The sequence below is a fragment of the Accumulibacter sp. genome (genome assembly GCF_029255125.1).
In the GTDB taxonomy this organism is placed as follows: Bacteria; Pseudomonadota; Gammaproteobacteria; order Burkholderiales; family Rhodocyclaceae; genus Accumulibacter.
On the sequence record NZ_JAPUVR010000084.1, the window covers coordinates 24,906 to 43,521 of the forward strand.

Sequence of the window (18,616 nt, forward strand, 5' to 3'; positions counted from 1 at the left end):
CCCGTCGAATTGCCGTGCTCAATGCAAGGCTACTCCCGCCCCTGGCAAGCGCGCAAAGGCGCGCCAGAGCAGTTTCCCATCGCCGTGCCGAGCGGGTGCGTACTCCTGGACCATCGACTGCAGCAAGGCAAGCACTCTTTCGTAGTCAAACGCCTGACACGCGTCCTCGAGGTTCGCCAAGTGATCCCGCAAGACCGCCCATGGAACCTCGTGCTCATAGGCGCGCATGATCAGCGGATGCGTTGTTCCCTCCACATGTTCACCGATCAGAAGTTCTTCGTAGAGCTTTTCGCCGGGCCGCAAGCCTACGATCTCGATCGCGATGTCGCCGTCGGGATGTTGCTCGTCGCGCAGCTCGAGACCGCTCAGGTGCACCATCCTTCGCGCCAGATCGATGATCTTCACCGGCTTACCCATATCGAGGACATAGACCTCGCCCCCCTGACCCATCGCGCCCGCCTGGATCACCAGTTGCGCCGCCTCGGGAATCGTCATGAAATAGCGGGTAATCTCCGGATGGGTCAGGGTGATCGGGCCGCCGCTGGCAATCTGCTTGCGAAAGAGCGGCACGACTGAGCCCGACGAACCAAGTACGTTGCCGAAGCGAACCATGCAGAAGCGCGTTTTGGCACCGCTTCTGGCCAGCGCCTGCAGAATCAGTTCCGATAGCCGCTTGCTCGCGCCCATCACGTTGGTTGGCCGTACTGCCTTGTCGGTCGAGATGAGGACAAAGGTTTCGACGCCGGCGGCCAGTGCTGCTTCGGCCATGCAGCGCGTCGCCACGGCATTGTTGCGCAAGCCTTCGATCGGATTGTGCTCGACCAATGGAACGTGCTTGTAGGCCGCTGCGTGATAGACCGTCTGCACGCTGAAGCTGGTCATGATCATCTGGTTGCGCCGCTGATGACTGACCGACCCGAGCAGCGGCACCACCTCGACGCGCAGCTTGCGCGCGGCGCACAGCGAGCTGAGCTCCTGATCGATCGAGTAGAGCGCGAATTCGGTCAGATCCATCAGGACCAGGCGCAGCGGGCGAAGGAGAACGAGCTGGCGACAGAGCTCCGACCCGATCGACCCGCCGGCACCCGAGACGAGAACGACCTTTCCCGTCACGCACTGGCTGAGCAATTGCGGATCAGGGGCAGCCGACTCGCGTCCGAGCAGATCCTCGATCTCGATCTCCCTGATTGCATCCACAGAAATGCGGCCGTCGACCACATCGGCCATTCCCGGAACCAGCTTGACCCTGCAGTGCAGGCCTTCCAGACGCTCGATGATTTCCGCGCGCCGTGCGCGGGTGAGCGACGGTATTGCCAGGAGGACTTCGTCTATCCTCTTGCTGGCGACCAGCCGCTCGAGACTGTCGGGCGAATAGACACGCAGCCCGGCGACATCGGTGCGCTGCAAGGCTGGATTGTCGTCGCACAGCGCGAGCGGCGCGTACTCGCGACCGGCACGCAGCGCGCTGGCCAACTGCATCCCGGCGCTGCCGGCACCGTAAATGACGACGCGCTTGCGCACGTCGGGCCCGCGCTCGGAGCGCACGACGAAACTGCGCGCCAGGAAGCGGGTGGCGCCAACGTAGACGATCGCCAGCAACCAATAGATCGCCAGGACGCCACGCGACAACCCGGGGGTGTGTGTCAGGGCGATGCCGGCCGCGAGCAGCAGGACTGAAACGGTGACGCCGCCCGCGACGACGAAAACCACCGTGCCTTCCATGAACCGGACGACCGCGCGGTAGAGCCCCAGGCGGACGAAAACGGGAATCGCCAGCACCGGTGCCGCCAGCATCTGCCACCCGTAGCCGTCCAGGTCAGGGCGCAGCGTTTCGAAACGTACGACGAGCGCCGACCAGAAGGCAAGCACCAGCAAGACGTAGTCCGCCGCCATGGCGACGAACTGCTTCTGCTTGCGCGGCAGCGCCAGGAAGCGCCTCAGCATGCCGCCTCCCGCGTGCTCGGGCGTGCGGCCTCGCCAGCAACCTGATCGAGTACCCGGCAGGTTTCGACGATATCGCCTGCGGTCAAGGTCGGGTGTACGAGCAACATCAACGAGCTTTCCCCGAGCATGCGCGCCACTGGCAGCCGCTGCGCCGGTCGCCCACCGCCGTCGAAGGCCTTTTCCATATACACCTCAGGGCACGAACCGTGGTAGCAGGGGACGCCGCGCCGGTTGATCTCCTCGACCAGGCGGTCGCGCGTCCAGCCATCGGCAAGCTGCTCCGCCCGGACGTAGGCGTAGAACTTGTACTGCGCGTGCGCGCAAGCCTCGGCTTGCGCACAACGCGCAGGGCAATCGACGCGGCAGGCAAAGGTCGGCACATGCAACACCGGGTGCCGCGCACAGACCTCGGCGATAGCGCGCGCGTTGGCGTTGCGCTGCGCCGTCCAGGCGGCCATCCGGCGCAACTGGATCCGCCCGATCACCGCCTGGACTTCCAACATGCGAAAGTTGCTGCCGAAGCCGTCGTGCAACCAGCGGAAGCCCGGCGGGTGGCGGCGCTCATACACCGACTCCCAGCTCTTGCCGTGATCCTTGTACGACCACATCGCTGCCCACAAGCCGCGATCGTTGGTGGTCACCATGCCGCCCTCGCCGCCGGTGCTCATGATCTTGTCCTGGCAGAACGACCACGCGCCGATGTGCCCGAGCGTTCCGACGCTTCGCCCGCGATAGCGCGCGCCGTGCGCCTGCGCGCAATCCTCGATGACTTTCAGGCCGTGCTCCTCGGCGAGTGCCATGATGCCGTCCATGTCACAGGGCCAGCCGGCCAGGTGAACGCAGACGATGGCCTTCGTCCGCGCGCTGAGAACGGCGGCGATCGTGCGGGCAGAGATGTTCCCGCTGGCCGCCTCGACGTCGGCAAAGATGGGCCGCGCTCCGGCGTTCACCACGCAGGAAACCGACGCCATGAAGGTACGCGGGGTGACGACGACCTCGTCGCCGGGACCGACTCCCAGCGCCTTGAGCGCCAAGTCGAGCGCCAGCGTACCATTGGCCAGAGCGATCGCGTATTGCGCGCCGCACCACGCAGCGAATTCTTTCTCGAACTCGCGACACTCGCCACCTGTCCAGTAGTTCACCCGGTTCGAGAGGATGACGCGACGAACGGCGTCGGCTTCTTCATCGGTGAAACTTGGCCACGGGGAAAACGCAGTATCCAGCATCGGCTCAGACCTTTACCAAGAGTGTGGCCGGATTGCCGACCACCGTTGCCCCAGGCGCGACGTCTTTCGTCACCACCGCGCCCACGCCAACCACTGCGCCCCAGCCGATGACCAGCGGCTTGCCCGGCCTCACCTGTTTCAAAACGGCGCTAGAGCCGATGTACGCGTGATCCTGATAGGCCAGCACACGCCGGCCGTTGACCACCGCTGCGGAGGGGCGGTCGTCGACAACGACCCGCCTTTCCGACGGCACGCCCAGCCGGCGCAACTGCTGCTCGGCGATCGGCATCACGCCCCGACCGCAGCCGCTCGCCCCATAGACCGCAAACAAGTCGGCGTTCATTCGCGTTCCCTGACCGCCGAGCCCGAGAAACGTGGCATCGTCGCTTCACCGGCGGCGCTGATACCGTCGCGCAGAACGACCTTCCTGACCGTTAACCAGAGAATCTTCAAGTCGAGCGCTAGCGACCGGTTGTCCACGTACCACACGTCGAGAGCAAATTTCTCCTCCCAGGTCAGCGCGTTGCGACCGTTGACCTGGGCCCAGCCGGTAATCCCCGGGCGTACGGCGTGACGGCGAAGCTGTTCGGGGGTGTACAGTGGAAGGTACTCCATGAGGAGCGGACGCGGCCCGACGAGGCTCATCTCGCCGCGCAATACGTTCCAAAGCTCGGGTAGTTCGTCAAGGCTGCTTGCCCGTAACCAGCGGCCAAAGCGCGTCAGCCGCGCGGCGTCCGGCAAAGGCTCGCCGTCAGTCCCAACGGCCACAAGCATACTACGGAATTTTATCATCTTGAACGGCTGCCCATGCAGCCCGGGCCGCAACTGGCTGAAAAGAACGGGGCTGCCAAGGCGAGCACGGACGAGGATACAAAGAACGACAAGAACCGGCGCCAGCGCGACCAGTGCGACGAGCGCGACGAGAAAATCAAACAGCCGCTTGCCCACGATGGACACCTTCGATGACACGCAGCCAGTCTTCCGCCAGTTGGCGCCGGTCGAAACGCCGTTCGGCCAGGCTGCGCGCCGCTCGTCCCATCGCCGCCAGCGTCGCGCGCTGCTCGGCGAGCTGGCACAAGGCGTCGGCAAAGGCCGCCGGGTCTTCGGGCGCAACCGCCACGCCACAAGCGCTCTCATTGATCAGATCGGCTACCCAGCCCGGATAGTTGGTCAGCACCGGCTTGCCCGCCGCCAGATAGTCGAAGAACTTGTTTGGCGACGTCCCGTAGTAAAAGGCTTCAACGTTGTCGAGAATCATCAGGCCGACATCGACGCGCGCATGCATGAGGACGGCCAACTGCTTCTTCGGCAGCGGCGGGAGGAAAACGCAGTTGTCGAGCCCCTCGCGCTGCGCTCGCGCGAGGAGCGCCGGCTTCAGCTTGCCGTCGCCAACGAAGAGCAGGGTCACGTCGCGCCGCCCGCGTCGCTTCAGTTCGCCGGCGGCATCGAGGACTGCGTCGAGGCCGTTGGCAATGCCGTGCGAGCCGGTGAAGGCGGCAACCAGCGCATTCGGCGGAAGCGCCCGGACGACTTCGGCGGGCAGTTCGAGAGCCTGCTCTTCGCCCGAGAAGAGCGCCAGATCGCAGCCGTTCGGCACCAGATGCACGCGTTCCGGCGCTATGCCACGACGCCGGATGCCGCGCACGATGCCCGGCGACAGGCCGATGCAGGCCTGCGCCGAGTGGTAGCACGACCACTCCAGCCAGTCCATCGCGCGCAGAACGAGCGGATTGCGGATGACCCCCATTTCGCGCGGCAGTTCAGGCCACAGGTCGCGCACTTCGAAGACGAAACGCTGCCCTTTGAGCCAGCGCGCGACGATACCGGGAATTCCGGCAGTGAGCGGCGTCGACGTGGCAAACAGCACGTCGTGGCGTTCGAGCAGGGCGACCAGAACGCTGCGCCAGGCAAAGCGCAGAAAGGTCAGGGTCCGTTTCACGAAGCCGTCGGCGTTGGAGTACGGCAGCTCGAACTCGATCACCCGGATGCCCGCGACGATGCCCTCGCGGCGGCCCTTGACGAAGGCGTCGTGCAGGCCGGTCCGCCCGCCAGCGTAGGAACCGCAGACCATCGTCACCTGATGGCCGGCAGCGATCAGCCGGCAGGCGTTCTCGTACGAACGCGTGCCCGAAGCGCCGTCCGGCGTCGTGAAATGCTGGTGATAGTAGAGAACTCGCATGTCGGTCAGTGAAACTCGATGGTCGTCCTGAGCACGGTCGCCCGTTGCGTCCTCACTTCGATCACCGGCAGCCCCGACTGCTCGCCGTAGCACCTGGACTCGGCGCCGTTCGTTTGCCGCAGATCGAGGGGAACGTCGGCCGTCACGGTCAGGCGGGCAAGCGCCGAGCTGACGCCGCCCGGAATATCCTGCCAGTTGGCGTGCACCAGACGCCAGCGCAGACAGGCGCTGCGGGCGAAGCCGGAAACCTCGTCGTCGACTTCGATACGGTCGGGTTGCCAGCGAACCGTCCGCCGATGGCGTGCTCCGCACCAGTCGACGTACTCGGCAGCCACCTCGTCAGGCCGCGCTTCGTCGTAGGTGAGGGCGCTCAGATCCAGCCACTCGCCGAACAGGAAACGGCCGATACGCGGCATCTGGTCGCGCTCGTCAAACTCTACCGTGTTGTGCGCCACCGTTCCTGGAAAATACGCCGCGGCTTCCGGCGCCGCCGGCCGATAGCTGAAAGTGCCGCCGTCGCGCAAGACGTTGACGCCGTCCGCCCAGACGTCCAGATGCAGGCCGTCGGCATGCGAGGGGCGAAAGCGATACCTGGGCAGACGCAGCAGCGCCCAGCGCTGAGCTTGCCCAAGGCGCACGTAGCCGCCAAACGGAAACAGCCGACGAGTGGTCGGCAGATGGCCGGCGGGCGGCGCAGGCATGTCGGCAAACCAGGTGGACAGCGTCGCCGACTCGCCAGACGGCGGCGTGGCGCCAGCCAGGACGTTCGCCGCCCAGGCGAGGCTGGGCCGAAAATCTCGATAGGGGGTGAGGCTCAGCGGCAGTAGCCGAGCCCCATCGTTCGCGCCAAGGTTAGGCGCGTCGCCCGAAAGCGGGTCGGTGACTGCGCGCAGCCAGGCGAGGGCGAGGCTGGCACGCTCGTACCAGGAAGCGCTGAACGGCTGATCGTCAAAGTGGCGACGCCAGTTCTCGGCGAGTGTCAGTGCATCGAGCAACAGCCTATGGTAGGTCACCGAATGCTGCGCAAAACTACCGTCTGGCATGACCAGTTTAGCCACGCGTTCCTCCAGCACCTGGCGCCCGCGACGCTGCCAGGCGCGCGCCGCATCGGCGAGCGGCGTGGGCAGCGAAGGCTGGCTGCGCAGCCAGAGGCCACCCATGTAGAGCGCCGCCGCCTCCGAGGTCGCATGATTGTTGTCCTGCGCCACGGCATAGAGCAGTGTTGGCCGGATGCGGCGGCAGTGTTCGGCGACGAAGCGCTGCAGTGGCGGCAGCGCGCGGGCTCCGGCATGACGCGCCAGCCACTCGGCAACGAGCAGCGTGTGCATCAGGCGGATTCCGGTCTCCTGACCGCATTTCCAGTTGACGCCAAGGTTGAATGGATTGGCCGCCACCCAACTGCTCAGCCAGCGCTCGATTCCCTCAGCGAAACGAGTTTCGCCACTCAGGATCCACGCCTGCGCCAGCCAGAGGAGGCCATCAAAACGCGACGGCTCCCACAGATACTTGACGTCGCCAGCGGCGAGGGCGAACTCGTTCAGCACCGTCCAGTGCGCGAGCTGCGCGGCACGAAGTCCGTTGTCCGCGTTGCACAGCCAATCAGGGGGAAAGCCGGTCGCCCGTTCGCCCGCAGAAAAGAAAGGCAGCCAGCCGGCGAGGACGCGCTCGGCGCGCTGGATCAGCGCCTGCCGTTCTCCTTCCGGCAACTCGGGGGAAGTCAGCGGCCGCCCGGGGAAATCGAAAAAAGGTCCCGCGTAGGACAGACCGACAGGCAGTAGTCGACGATAGACACCGCTACGGCAGAGCAGCCTGTAGGCGACGACCCGCGCCGCGTTGCCGACGCCCAAGCGTGGCAGCGCACGCAACAGTCTGCTGGCGCGTCTCAGCACCCGGCCGCTCCACCGCTCTGACGCTCGGCGATCTCGATCGACAGGCGCGACACTTCCAGCAGCTCGGCAAAAGCGATCGGCGCTCCGCTGCCGCCGCGAATCCCGTCGATGAACGCCTTGGCGCAGGCGTCCTGCCCTTTGTCCTGCTTCCACAGCCGCTCGTTGCGAAAGCCGGGCCAGCCGTAACCGTCGAGGCGCAGGAAGTTGTTCAACTGGAGTACGGCATCGCCGGCGAAGACCTCCAGGCGCTCTTTCGGGAAAACCTTGCCGCCGGTCGCCAAGTAATGGACGGTCGCCAGCGAGCCGTCGGCGAAATCGAGCGTGATCGTCGCGCTATCCTTGGCTGCCGCGCGGCCGCAACGCGCGCCGAGCGTCGCCACCGTCCACTCGGCAATCGGCACGCCGATCAGGTAGCGAGCCAAGTCGATGAAATGGCACGCTTCGCCCAGAATGCGACCGCCACCGACGCTGCGATCCTGCGTCCAGTGCTCAGCCGGAATGGCACCGGCATTGACCGTGTAGACCAGCGACTTCGGTCCGGCCAGCCCTTTCAGCAACTGCTGCAGGCGTTGCACGAGCGGAGCAAAACGCCGGTTGAAGCCGACCATCACCGCGGGTGCGCGGCCTTGCGCAAGTTGTCCCTCGTAGGCAGTCTGAATGGCGGTCAACTCGTCGAGCGTCAAGGCCATGGGCTTCTCGACGAAAACGTGCTTGCCGACTTCGAGCGCGCGGACGACGAAAGCCGCGTGCGTATCGTGTCGGGTTGCGATCACCACCGTGTTGATCTGGTCGTCGGCGAAGATGTCGGCTTCATCGGTCGTCGCCTGCGTGAATCCGGCCTTGCGCCCGTGGTGCACACCGCTCACGCCGCCGCTCGTGAGGATCGTCGTCAGTTGCGCGCCTGCTTTGCTGAACGCCGGGATCAGCATGCGCGAAGCGTAGTTGCCAGCACCGATCACGCCCAGCGACGGCTCGCCCGGCGCGCAGGCGGCGGGCGAACCGCCGTGCAGGCTGACGCGCGCGCTCAGTGCCCGGTCCAGTTCCGCCTGCGGGTACTCGAGGACGATGCCCAGCGCCGACTTGTCCTTGAGCAGCGCGTCATACGCTGCGAGCGCATCGTCGAAGGCGAAACGGCGCGAAATCAGCGGCCCGACCGCTAGCCGCTGCTCGGCCATCATCCCCAAAATGGCCTCGAAGTTGCGCTGCTCGGTCCATCGCACGAAGGCCGGCGGATAGTCCCGCCCCTGTTGCTCGTACGCCGGATCGTAGCGTCCAGGGCCGTACGAACACGAGACCTGGAAGCTCAACTCCTTCTCGTAGAATTCACTGCGCTTCAACTCGAGACCCGTTACGCCGACGAGAACGATGCGCCCGCGCTTGCGGCACATGCGTGCCGCCTGGCTGATTGGCTCGCTCGACGAAGTCGAGGCCGTGACGATCACCGCGTCAACGCCGCGCCCGCCGGAGAATGCCATCCCCATCGCCAGCACGTCGGCTCCCGCCGCCGGATTGCAGGTGACGGCGCCAAACTGGCGGGCCAGCGCCAGTTTGGACTCGTCGAAATCGATCCCCAGGACATGACAACCGTGCGCCCGCAACAACTGCGTCGTCAGCAGGCCGATCAGTCCAAGGCCGGTGACCACGACGTATTCACCCAGCGTCGGCTGAACCAGGCGGATTCCCTGTAGCCCGATCGCAGCGAGAACGGTGAACGCAGCATCGGCGCTGTCCACCGTGTCCGGAATTCGCGCGCACAGGTTCTTTGGTACGCGCACAATGTCGGCATGCGGACCGTTCGAGACGACGCGGTCGCCGATCGAGAAACCTTCGACACCGTCGCCGACGGCCAGTACGACGCCGACGTTGCAGTAGCCGAGCGGCAGCGGTTGGTCGAGCTTGCTGCGCACCGCATCGATGGTTGTCAGCAGTCCTTCGCTGCGAATCTTGTCGAGCACCATCTTGACCTTTTCGGGCTGCTGACGCGCCTTGTCGAGCATCGAGGCGCGCCCGAAGTCCACCAGCATGCGCTCGGTCCCCGCCGAAATCAGGCTGTAGGTGGTGCGGATGAGCAGGCTGCCGGGCTGCACCCGAGGCGCCGGCGCTTCGATCAGCAATGTTTCACCATTGCCCATGTTCTGCAGGATCTGTTTCAAGTCGGCCTCATTGTTTCTTCACATCGCCGCCAAAGAGTGCGGGACACGCGGAGGTTCAGGCGCCGGCCGGGCGGACGCCAGGCGGACGGTCATAATTGATCAGGACCGCCCGATACGGCCCCTGAAAGACGAATAGGCTGCCCGCAACGGCACCGACGACACCTACCGCATCGATCAGCGCCTGCATGTGGTCGCGGCTGCCGGCGCCACCGACGAAAGAGATCGGGCAAGTGACCGCAGCGCGCACCTGTCGCGCCAGATCAAGGTCGTAGCCGTTCATCGCACCGTCGCGGTCGATCGAATTGATCACGATTTCACCCGCACCCAGGTCGACCGCCTGCCGGCAGAACGCGATGAGGTCGGTCTTCTGCTTCTTGCGTCCGTTGTGGGTATACACCGAGTAGCCAGGGAAAAGCGCGTTGCGTCTCACGTCGAGCGTAACGACGACGCTTTGCGAACCAATCGCGCTCGCCATCTCGCCGATCAGCGCCGGGCGCGCCAACGCCGCGGCGCTGATCGATACCTTCTCGAAGCCGAGCGAGATCACCTCGACCGCCTGCGCGGCACTGGTGATTCCTCCGCCATAGCAAAGGGGCATCCTGGACTCGACGGCAATCGTCTTCAGACGGGCGAAGTCCGGCTGGCGCTGCTCGCTGGTGGCGTCGATGTCGAGCAGAATCAGCTCGTCGACCTCCTTTTCATTGAAGATCTTGACCGCGTTCAATGCGTCGCCGACGTACTTGCCCTCCTTGAACGCCTTGGTCTTCACCAAGCCGCCGTCGTGCAGCAGGAGACAGGGGACGATCCGTGAACGAAGCATGTTCATATCTCTGCGAAGTTGCGGAAGATCGCCATTCCATTTGAATGGCTTTTCTCCGGGTGAAACTGGAGGCCGTAGACGTTGCCGCGTCCGACGGCACAGGGAAGCTCGTCGCCATAGCTGACCGTCGCCAGCACGCTGGCCGGGTCACTGGCGGCAAAATAGTAGCTGTGCAGGAAATAGAAGCCACGCTCGACATCGATTCCGCGGAAAAGTGGGTTGTCCGCCTGCAGGTGGATCGAGTTCCACCCCATATGCGGCAGTCGCGGGGAGGCGACCAGACGACTGGCGTCGATCTTCTTCACTTTTCCCGCGATCCACCCCAAGCCCGACAGGCTGCCTTCCTCACTCGACTCGGCCAGGATCTGCATGCCGACGCAAATCCCCAGCACCTTCTTGCCGTGACCAACGACTTCCTGAACGAGCACGTCCAGCATGCCGGACGACGCGAGATGCTGCATCGTCGCGTCGAAGGCGCCGACGCCGGGCAGGATGTAGCGTTCAGCCTGCGCCAAGTCGCTCGCCTGGTCGCAGATCAGATAGGGAATCCTGAGCTGCTTGTAGATGTTGGCAATCGCCGCGATGTTTCCCGAGCCATAGTTGATGATCGCGATCATCGCTTGATCGCCCTCTCGATGCCGAGCAGGTGCAAGGTCTTCGCACCCAGGTCGAAAAGCCACTCCTGGTTGGCGTAGTCGCGATACGTCTTGAGTGGCATCGTATGGTACTGGCGCAATTCCGCCGCGCTGATGCCCAGCTTGCTGGCGATGTATTCGAAATCCTCGTCGATCGTGGCCGGGTCGTAAGCTGGCGCGGCGAGCTTTTCCAGCGCCTCGTCGCGCGTCATCTGGCCGGTGAGAATCAGGCTGGAATACTGCACGCGCCGTGTGTCGTAACCGAAACGCGTCGGTAGCCAGTAACCCTCGTAGAAGCGGGTAAAGCGCGACTCGAAATGCTTTTGTGGATAAGGCCGCCAGCCGTAGGCTTGCGCCAACACCTCGGCGGCCAGCGCCTTCGTGTAGGGCAAGTAGTTCAGCGGCTTGACCACCTGTACGCCCTTCAGATAGCGCAGATAGAACTTGTGGAACAGGATGCTGCTGAACGGATAGGTCTTCAGTGCGCGACTCCCGAAGCGGCCATGGATATCGCGAATCTGCGTCATGTCGGTTCCGTAATACAGCCATTCGAGCGGATTGCGCACGCATTCGGTAGCGAAGTTTCCGCCGTTCAGGATGTACTTGATTCCGTGCTGGTTGGCAAAGTGGTACAGGGTGGCGACGAAGGCGTGATCCTGGGGTATGTCCAGGTGCGGGACACCGGCCTTGAAGAAAGCCAGTTGCAAGTCCTTCATCTCTTCCCAGTTGATGACTTCGGTATAGAGATCAAGCCCCAATCCCTTGATCAGCGACTGAATGTTGCTCACCGCGATGTCCGTGTTCCAGCCCCCATCGACATGGAAAACCAGCGGTCGAAGGCGAAACTCGGTCACCACCAAGTGCAAGAGGTACGAGCTGTCCATTCCTCCGCTCATCCCCATGATGCAGTCGAAGGGTTTGCCTGATCCAGCGGCCCTGATGCGCTCCGCTTGCTGCGCGAAGAGCGCTTTTCCCCGCTCGTTCGGGTGCCAGTTCGGCAAGACGTCGCGCGTGAAGCCGATGCAGTGGTCGCAGACACCCGATTCGTCGAAGACGATCTTCGAATCGCTCGTGTCCATTACACAATTGCTGCACACCTGATACTGCCGCATGATTCCCACTCCACTCAAAATCCGTGTTCTCGTCCGGCAGAACCATCAACTGGCTTGCCTTACTCCGAAATGCTCGATTGCCGTCAATCGCTGGCTAACCGAAAATCTTCACATACTTTCTGTATTCGCGGTGCGCGTCCCTGGCTAGTGCCCAGCGCCGCTTGTTGGGCAAATCGTTCAGGGCGCCGTGCCAATGGTGGATCACCCGGATAGCCGGATCGTAGTACGCCTGATGGCCCGCATCCGCAAGCTGCTTGCTCAGGAAGAACTCCTCGCTCATCAGCAGAGTTGGCGCCCAGAGTTCTTCGAACAGCGAGAAGAAAGCCGGGCCGAGCAGATAACACGAACCATGCCCTTGATAAATCGGGCGGGGAATCTCCCACTCACTCTCGTCAGAACGGTCGGAAAAAGACCGAAAGCGCATGGCCAGTCGATGAATCAGCAGGCCGAGGAAATAGTTCGAATAATAGAGGCTATAAAATACTTCGCGCAGCGGGCTGATTCCGCTGATCACGTGCGGGTTCTGGTGCTCGCCCGCCGGCGTGACGATATCGGGGCAAACCACCGGAAACCTGCGCCAACACTCGCTGTTGCTTTCCAGACGATCGGCAAAATCGGCGGGAAACTCGAGATCGTTGTTACCGACGACCATCCACTCGATATCCGGTCGTGTACGGCGCAGGTGTGCGATTCCAAGATTGAGTCCGCGGAAATACCCGACATTGTCCTGATTCAGGATCAGATGAACGTCGGGAAAATCGGCCGCCAAAGCTTGCAGTTCGGCAATCGATGGCGCTGCCGAAGCGTTGTCCACAATGACTATCGCGTATGAGTGACCGGTGTTGAGCAGCAAGCTGCGCACCGCCTCGCGCGAGTAGTGCGTGTTGTTGTAGTTGGTACAAACGTAAGCTATTTTCACCGGAATTCCTGGAAACGCTGCCTCGGCTACTCGCCAGCAGCAGACGCGCGCCGGCTTCGCTCGCGCCGCCGCGCAGGGGGTCGCGAATTATATGTCAAGGCTAGGGCTTACTGCAAACTGCCGGTGGTGCCGCTCCCGGCGCCGGGCTGTCGGCAGGTGCGCGGCGCCGGCAACGTTCGTCATTAAGGCGCAGGAAGAGCGCAAGCAGTAGGAAGCCGGCATAAACGTTGTTCCAGATCAGCAAACTGATAATGAAAGAAGTATAGAAATAGGCGACGGAGAAAACGAAGACGGCGGCTGAAAGGATAGGCTTTCCGCAAACGAGCAACCGCCAGTAAGACCAGTGAAGCAGAAATCCGCTACAAGTGATCAGGCACAGTGCACCACCAACACTGAAGTCCTGGATCAGACCCCGGAAAAAGGTATAGATGTTGGTCTGCAAAAGGTCAGCATAGACGAAGTACTCGTCGTAAACGCCCATCGGTACGGTTTTGCTACTGCCGGCCAGCTTGAAAAGCGCCATGAAGGTATAGAATCCGTAAGCGTCCTCGTCCTGCTGATATTCCATCACGCTGTTGCCCAGTGTCCAATAGCAGAACCAATCGGAAAAGGCGTAGAGATGGGCAGACGTGTAGGAGGCAAAGTATCTCACCAGTTGCTGCACAATCTCTGCCCCGCCGTCCAGGCTGTCGAGCATGCGCGAGAGAAAGGAAACGAGCAGGAACGGAAAGGCAAGCAGGCAATAGAAGAGCAGGCGCTTTATCCCGGCTTGGTCAATCAGCGTGAACTCGCCGCGCTCGATCCGGGTCAGGAGAACGCCGCCCCAGATCATGAAGACCGCCAGGAAGACGGTGCCTTTGGCGCCCTGAATCAGCATCATCGCCAACGAGGGGAGTACGGCAAGGAGAAGAGTCCGGTAGCCGGGCTGGCCCTGGGCGCGTGCGCCGTAGCGCAGACCACCCATGGTCGCCGCCGGATAGGCAAGGAGCAATCCGAGTTGCGCAAAGACGTTCTTTTCCAGGTCCTCCGCGTAGCGGCGCGCGGTGTACTCGGCCGCAGTCCCCAGCGGATTGAGCACGACATCCATTGGCGAGAAGCCCTGGATCAGCAGGTCGGCCAACTGGCAAAGCAGAACGAGGGCAGTCGTCGCATGGAAGAGGCGGCGCAGAAAAGGCGTGTCGTAGCGGAATCGGGCGCCGGCGTTCTGTCGCACACGCATTGCCGCGTGCCAGTCGGGACCGAGTGCGGTCAGCGAAAAGAGCGTGCACGCAAGGAGTATGTAGGCGATCGCCAAGGGCTCGATCGGCACCACGAACAGGGCAACGAGGGGAACGAAGGTGTAGGCGAACCAGAAAAGCGAGAAGATGCACGCGGGAATCAACCATGTCCCGACCAGACGGCGAATGACGATCGCTTGGCCGAGAATGGCCAGCGAAAACACGATGGCGAGCAGCTTTTCGAGGACTTCCACGGTAGCTGCTCGCTCAGAACCCGAAGCAGCGAGGGTAGGGCGGGAAGCCTGGCGGGCGGCGCGAACGAATCATAGGATGTACTTGCGCACGATCAGGGCAAAGAGGCACAGCTCGGCGAGGACGAAACTGACCGCGGCGCCGAGTTCGCCGTGCAGCCAACCGAGTGTGAAGCACGCGGCGAGGCTGCACGCGGCGGTCGCGAGAATCGCCCGAAAGAGGTAGCTGCGCTGCTGCATGGCGTTCAAACCGGCAACGCCGAACATGAAGTTGGAAATTCCAAAAAAACTCGCCAGCGACATCAGTCCGACGAGCAAGACGACGCGCTGCACATCCTGAATACGGTTCAGCCACGGCAGATTCTCGCCAACGGCGGCATAGGCGGCAAAACCCGTCGCCAGGAAAGCGGCAAGCGCGCCTAGTTGCGGCCAGGTCAGCCGCAGCAACTGGCGCAACACGGTCGGACTGGGCTTGCTCGCCGACCTGGCAAGGTGCAAGGCGCGGGGAAAAAAGAGCTGGTTCAGCGGGCGCATCGCTGCTTGAATGCTCTTCGCGATCTTCTCAGCGAGCGAATAGCTGGCGACGGCCGCGGCCGAGGTGCCGAGTACGCCGAGAACGACAACGTTCATGTCACGATAGAGGAGCACGCCAAAGTTGCCAAGGAAAATCTCCTTTCCCGAGCAGAGCGCGGCGCGCAGGTGGGCGTAGGGTACAGCGACGAAGCGGACGCCCAAGGCGGATCGCGCGTGGTACATGGCGGCGAGCGAGCCGGCGACATACGCGCCACCAACGAGAAGCGGAACGAGCAGGTAGTCCGCCTCACCGCGCACCAGCGCAAAGACCAGTCCAACCGCTGCGACCCGACTCGTTGCCGTGCACACGGCAATCGGCGCATTTCGCTCCAGCCCCTGGTAAAGCCAACCCGGCTGCAGCGCGTAACTCAGGGGTACGAGTAGCCAGCAAGCAAGGAGCGCTGCCAGTTGAGGGTCGAAGACAACGACGCCAGCGGTCAGCAGAAGACCTGCGGCGGCAAAGAGCGCCAATCGCAGGTAGGCGATCGTGCTGAAGACGCGAGAGATTTCGGCATGATCCCGGTGCGCGTCGAGGCCGACGACCTGCGCCACGCCGTCCACCTCGAAGCTGTACAGAACGACGGTGAGCAGTGCGATGGCCAGCGCCTCGGCAAGCACCAGTTGCGAGTAATGTTGCTGACCGACGACGGCCAGGGCGAAGGGAAAGATCAATAGCGGGAGCAAGGCATTGCAGACCTGGATGCTGGTCAGCGACACGAGATTGACCGTCCGGTTGCGCATCAACTTTTACCCGCGAGATGGTTCATTTGCGCGCCGCCGCCGTCCGTCGATCCGGGTGGAGGACGCAGTTCTCGTCGAGAAACTCGAGTGCGGCACTCAGTGTGTCGTCGGAGGCGTCGAGCAGATAGCTCGACGCCTCCGGGAAGAACTCGATCCACAGTGCAGCGAGATCGTCCTGCATGGCATCGGGCGCGAACGAGCGGATGAAGGCAAGCACCGGTTCGCGCTGCAGCCCGTCGCGCCGCGCTTGGCGCAACAGCTTGCGCGCCTCGCTGCGCGTCAAAGCGGGCTTGCCGGGGAGCCCGGCGGCGACACAGACGAAGACGGTCAGTAGCGAGCTGTCGTCGGTCTTGCCGGCGGTCATCCGTTGCCATTCGCGCGAGGCCGCAACAAGCAACTGACCGGACTCGGCGGCGTCGAACTCGCGCAGGAAGTACAGCGGTTCGAGATCGCGAACGAGCTTACCCAGGGCAAGCGACGCGTCGACGATACACGGCAGGTTCTCTGCCAGAAATTTGCGCAACTCGCGCTCGGCCGGCTCGTGATGGGGCTGTGGCAGATCCGGCCAGAGATCATCGAGAGCGCTTCGCCGACTGGCGGGTCGACCTTTCCGACGGAGGTTTTCGAGCATGCTGGCAAACTCGCCAAGGCTGGGCATCGTCTTCAACTTGCTGCCGGAAAGGCGGACGAGCAGTGCGCTGCGGATCACCGATTCGGCAGCAATCGTCGACAGGTCGGACGGCCTGACACCAAGCTGTTCGGCGAACCAGAGGGCGGCCGAGATCGTCGACTGGTACTTCTGCCGCTGGGCAAGACCCTCGCGATACGCGGCCAGCGTGCGCAGCGACCAGACGGCGAGAAAATCCTTCTGCGATTGCCGACTCAACAAACCATGCGAGCTGTCCTCGGGCATCGCCCACAGCCGCTTGAGCATCTCGGAACCGCCGCGCGAGTGCGAGAGGAAGCTGTTGTCGCGCAGCGAACGCGCGGCGCGTGCCAGGTCGCCGCCGCTGCGATCTTCGAGATACAGGCTGACCAGATTGACCATCCGCGAGCGCGCTTCTTCGATGTTGGCGCGCAGATACTGCGTCCCGAAATACTCGGCAATCTGCACCATCCCTTTCGGCGCGTCGTTCCGGATGTGCTGCAGACGTTCGGCGTCGATGATGCCATGGCGACAACCGTAAACGAGCGCCCGTTCGAAAAACGGCCGATCGTCGAAAATGGCGACGCGGCGGTCTTCCTCCGCCTGGCTCCCTGACATGCCGGACAATTTCCCGATCTCGCCGACTTTGGCCTCAGAGCGCCGACTCTTCCTCCGCCTCGGCGGCCGAAGCGGGTCGGTCGCTGCCACCGCGAGCGACGCCTTCGTCGTTCCCCTGGCGCAGCGCCTCCGCATTGCTGCGCGCGCGCAGAATGAGCAGAACGTCCCGGAAAACCTCGGGATGGTCGTAGCGCAAGGTCCAGCTCAGCTCGAGCCAGTCGTGGTCGTTGACTTCGCTGTGCTCAAGAAACGGGCGATTGATCTCGGGATCGGACAAGGCGTCCAGGCATTCGGCGTCGCTCATGCCGACCGTGGCATCATCACCCTCGGAGAAGAAGTCGAAGGTGCCGTGCCGGAAGAAGTGTTCGAGGCTTTCCAGGCGATCGCTCAGGTAATCGGCGAGCACATCGCATCCGCCATCGAGTGCGGCAATCGCCTCGATGAACTCGCCCGGGTCACCACCGGCGCGGAAAACAACCGAGTTGATCATGCCGTGCAAACGCTCGTGACTGGCGTCACCGTAGCGCCGCTCGAGAACGACTGCGCGAGCAAACTGTTCGGGCGAAACCAGCAGGTTGACCACCGATTCGCGCGAGGCGTCAAAATCGCGCAGTACCGCCAGGAGATCCTTGGCCGGCAACTCGTCCATGGCGACGACCAACGCCTGGTCGCCGTCGGTTTCGACGAGCGAAGCCAGCGCGGTCTCGGCGCCAACGATGTCGCCCGCGTGTATCAGCCTGGCCGCTTTGACAACGACTGGATGGTTCATCGCTCAATCACCTGAAAAACGATCGCGCCGTTCGAAACCCTGCTCGGCCAGCCAGTCGGTGCCGTCGTCGGCCAGGTCTCCGTCTTCGCCGGCGTCGTCACCATCGGCATCGTCGGCGCTCTCCTCGGTGAGCGCCTGCGACGACGAATCCGGGCGACCGTGCAGATACTCGAGGCACGCGGCGATGACCAGGAAACGGTCGCCAGCCGCGTCGCCCAGGACGATTTCGGCGAGTTTCTCGGCCCACGGCGTCAACCGGACGGCGTCGCCGATTGCCGTCCAGGACGGCAGCGTGTGCGGCTCGCGCCCGACCAGTTCGCTGATCACCTGCGGTTGGGTAAAGAAGACGCCGCCATGAAACGCAGCCGCGACCATCTCCGGACTGACCTCTAGCATCGGCAGAAGTTGTGCGAGCTGGCCACGCTTGGTGCGCAGGCGTTCGTCGAGGACGTCCTTACCGGCAGAATCGGTGCTCAGATCCTCGAGTTCGGCTTCGTAAGCCGATTTCATCTCGGCGAAGAAAGGGGACAGCTTCAAGAGAGCACTCCTGCAAGATAGTGATTCCAGATTTCCTGCGCCGTTTCGAGCGGCTTCTCGAGTAGATTGCGCCGACGGTTTTCGTCGTAATCATGCCGGCGACGGACATCGGACAAGGTTTCGTAAGCCTCCTGGACGTCGCGAAACCGCTCCGGGGCTTCCGGCGAACGGTTCCGGTCGGGGTGGTACTGCTGGGCACTCCGGCGATACGCCTGCCTGATTTCGGCGAGCGGCGCGTCGCTGGCAATACCGAGCACGGCGTAGTAGTCCTTCATGGTCGCGTCAAGCGCTCAGAGGTTGTGAATTTTTCGTTTCAGCACTGCCACCCGGGGCAGCGGGCGCCGATGTCGCGCGGAAGGGAACAATTCTGCGGTGGCGTAGAAAGCG

The 18,616-nt window shown here is 63.3% G+C and carries 17 protein-coding genes; all 17 read right to left on the bottom strand.

The annotated features are described in order from the left end of the window. Nucleotides 1–18: 18 nt before the first annotated feature. Complete coding sequence (locus Q1L59_RS05530; RefSeq protein WP_300329217.1) at nucleotides 19–1,944, bottom strand: nucleoside-diphosphate sugar epimerase/dehydratase; 1,926 nt, start codon at nucleotides 1,942–1,944, stop codon at nucleotides 19–21. Further along, nucleotides 1,938–3,170 (bottom strand): DegT/DnrJ/EryC1/StrS aminotransferase family protein, encoded by a 1,233-nt coding sequence (locus Q1L59_RS05535; protein WP_300329220.1) that lies wholly within the window; start codon nucleotides 3,168–3,170, stop codon nucleotides 1,938–1,940. Before Q1L59_RS05535 ends, Q1L59_RS05530 begins: the two co-directional genes overlap by 7 nt. A 4-nt stretch (nucleotides 3,171–3,174) precedes the next feature. Next, nucleotides 3,175–3,513, bottom strand: a complete 339-nt coding sequence (locus Q1L59_RS05540; protein ID WP_300329222.1) for a hypothetical protein — start codon at nucleotides 3,511–3,513, stop codon at nucleotides 3,175–3,177. Further along, nucleotides 3,510–4,118 carry a sugar transferase gene (locus Q1L59_RS05545; protein WP_300329225.1) on the bottom strand — a complete coding sequence of 203 codons (609 nt, stop codon included), beginning with the start codon at nucleotides 4,116–4,118 and terminating at the stop codon, nucleotides 3,510–3,512. The genes Q1L59_RS05540 and Q1L59_RS05545 overlap by 4 nt, the downstream gene beginning before the upstream one ends. After that, entirely contained in the window at nucleotides 4,099–5,349 is a 1,251-nt protein-coding gene (locus Q1L59_RS05550; protein ID WP_300329227.1) for a glycosyltransferase family 4 protein, read from the bottom strand. The genes Q1L59_RS05545 and Q1L59_RS05550 overlap by 20 nt, the downstream gene beginning before the upstream one ends. Before the next feature lie 5 nt (nucleotides 5,350–5,354). Next, nucleotides 5,355–7,238 (bottom strand): alginate lyase family protein, encoded by a 1,884-nt coding sequence (locus Q1L59_RS05555; protein WP_300329230.1) that lies wholly within the window; start codon nucleotides 7,236–7,238, stop codon nucleotides 5,355–5,357. Continuing rightward, the gene (locus Q1L59_RS05560; RefSeq protein ID WP_300329233.1) at nucleotides 7,232–9,391 is read right to left on the bottom strand and encodes a bi-domain-containing oxidoreductase; all 2,160 of its coding nucleotides are present in this window, start codon (nucleotides 9,389–9,391) and stop codon (nucleotides 7,232–7,234) included. The genes Q1L59_RS05555 and Q1L59_RS05560 overlap by 7 nt, the downstream gene beginning before the upstream one ends. A gap of 55 nt (nucleotides 9,392–9,446) precedes the next feature. Next, nucleotides 9,447–10,211, bottom strand: a complete 765-nt coding sequence (locus Q1L59_RS05565) for an AglZ/HisF2 family acetamidino modification protein (RefSeq protein WP_300329236.1) — start codon at nucleotides 10,209–10,211, stop codon at nucleotides 9,447–9,449. Nucleotides 10,212–10,213: 2 nt separating this feature from the next. Beyond that, nucleotides 10,214–10,828, bottom strand: a complete 615-nt coding sequence (hisH, locus tag Q1L59_RS05570; RefSeq protein WP_300329239.1) for an imidazole glycerol phosphate synthase subunit HisH — start codon at nucleotides 10,826–10,828, stop codon at nucleotides 10,214–10,216. After that, a complete protein-coding gene (locus Q1L59_RS05575) occupies nucleotides 10,825–11,958 on the bottom strand; it encodes an N-acetyl sugar amidotransferase (RefSeq protein WP_300329242.1) in 1,134 nt (377 codons plus the stop codon). Before Q1L59_RS05575 ends, hisH begins: the two co-directional genes overlap by 4 nt. A gap of 94 nt (nucleotides 11,959–12,052) precedes the next feature. Then, nucleotides 12,053–12,877: a glycosyltransferase gene (locus Q1L59_RS05580; protein WP_300329245.1), complete on the bottom strand. Its 825-nt coding sequence runs from the start codon at nucleotides 12,875–12,877 to the stop codon at nucleotides 12,053–12,055. A gap of 100 nt (nucleotides 12,878–12,977) precedes the next feature. Beyond that, nucleotides 12,978–14,348 carry an O-antigen polymerase gene (locus Q1L59_RS05585; RefSeq protein ID WP_300329248.1) on the bottom strand — a complete coding sequence of 457 codons (1,371 nt, stop codon included), beginning with the start codon at nucleotides 14,346–14,348 and terminating at the stop codon, nucleotides 12,978–12,980. 69 nt (nucleotides 14,349–14,417) lie between these two features. Continuing rightward, nucleotides 14,418–15,659 (bottom strand): oligosaccharide flippase family protein, encoded by a 1,242-nt coding sequence (locus Q1L59_RS05590; protein WP_300329250.1) that lies wholly within the window; start codon nucleotides 15,657–15,659, stop codon nucleotides 14,418–14,420. 22 nt (nucleotides 15,660–15,681) lie between these two features. Further along, nucleotides 15,682–16,923, bottom strand: a complete 1,242-nt coding sequence (locus Q1L59_RS05595) for a hypothetical protein (RefSeq protein ID WP_300329253.1) — start codon at nucleotides 16,921–16,923, stop codon at nucleotides 15,682–15,684. 34 nt (nucleotides 16,924–16,957) lie between these two features. Then, complete coding sequence (locus Q1L59_RS05600; protein WP_300329258.1) at nucleotides 16,958–17,692, bottom strand: hypothetical protein; 735 nt, start codon at nucleotides 17,690–17,692, stop codon at nucleotides 16,958–16,960. 3 nt (nucleotides 17,693–17,695) lie between these two features. Further along, nucleotides 17,696–18,229, bottom strand: coding sequence for a hypothetical protein (locus Q1L59_RS05605; RefSeq protein ID WP_300329261.1), 534 nt, complete (start codon nucleotides 18,227–18,229; stop codon nucleotides 17,696–17,698). Next, complete coding sequence (locus Q1L59_RS05610) at nucleotides 18,226–18,504, bottom strand: DnaJ domain-containing protein (RefSeq protein WP_300329264.1); 279 nt, start codon at nucleotides 18,502–18,504, stop codon at nucleotides 18,226–18,228. The genes Q1L59_RS05605 and Q1L59_RS05610 overlap by 4 nt, the downstream gene beginning before the upstream one ends. Nucleotides 18,505–18,616: the final 112 nt, after the last annotated feature.

Excerpts from the sequence above, each read along its gene's own strand:
- Q1L59_RS05600 (WP_300329258.1), bottom strand. The coding sequence starts at position 17,692 with ATGAACCATCCAGTCGTTGTCAAAGCGGCCAGGCTGATACACGCGGGC.
- Q1L59_RS05550 (WP_300329227.1), bottom strand. The coding sequence starts at position 5,349 with ATGCGAGTTCTCTACTATCACCAGCATTTCACGACGCCGGACGGCGCT.
- Q1L59_RS05610 (WP_300329264.1), bottom strand. The coding sequence starts at position 18,504 with ATGAAGGACTACTACGCCGTGCTCGGTATTGCCAGCGACGCGCCGCTC.
- Q1L59_RS05595 (WP_300329253.1), bottom strand. The coding sequence starts at position 16,923 with ATGTCAGGGAGCCAGGCGGAGGAAGACCGCCGCGTCGCCATTTTCGAC.
- Q1L59_RS05530 (WP_300329217.1), bottom strand. The coding sequence starts at position 1,944 with ATGCTGAGGCGCTTCCTGGCGCTGCCGCGCAAGCAGAAGCAGTTCGTC.
- Q1L59_RS05590 (WP_300329250.1), bottom strand. The coding sequence starts at position 15,659 with ATGCGCAACCGGACGGTCAATCTCGTGTCGCTGACCAGCATCCAGGTC.
- hisH (WP_300329239.1), bottom strand. The coding sequence starts at position 10,828 with ATGATCGCGATCATCAACTATGGCTCGGGAAACATCGCGGCGATTGCC.
- Q1L59_RS05535 (WP_300329220.1), bottom strand. The coding sequence starts at position 3,170 with ATGCTGGATACTGCGTTTTCCCCGTGGCCAAGTTTCACCGATGAAGAA.
- Q1L59_RS05575 (WP_300329242.1), bottom strand. The coding sequence starts at position 11,958 with ATGCGGCAGTATCAGGTGTGCAGCAATTGTGTAATGGACACGAGCGAT.
- Q1L59_RS05540 (WP_300329222.1), bottom strand. The coding sequence starts at position 3,513 with ATGAACGCCGACTTGTTTGCGGTCTATGGGGCGAGCGGCTGCGGTCGG.
- Q1L59_RS05565 (WP_300329236.1), bottom strand. The coding sequence starts at position 10,211 with ATGCTTCGTTCACGGATCGTCCCCTGTCTCCTGCTGCACGACGGCGGC.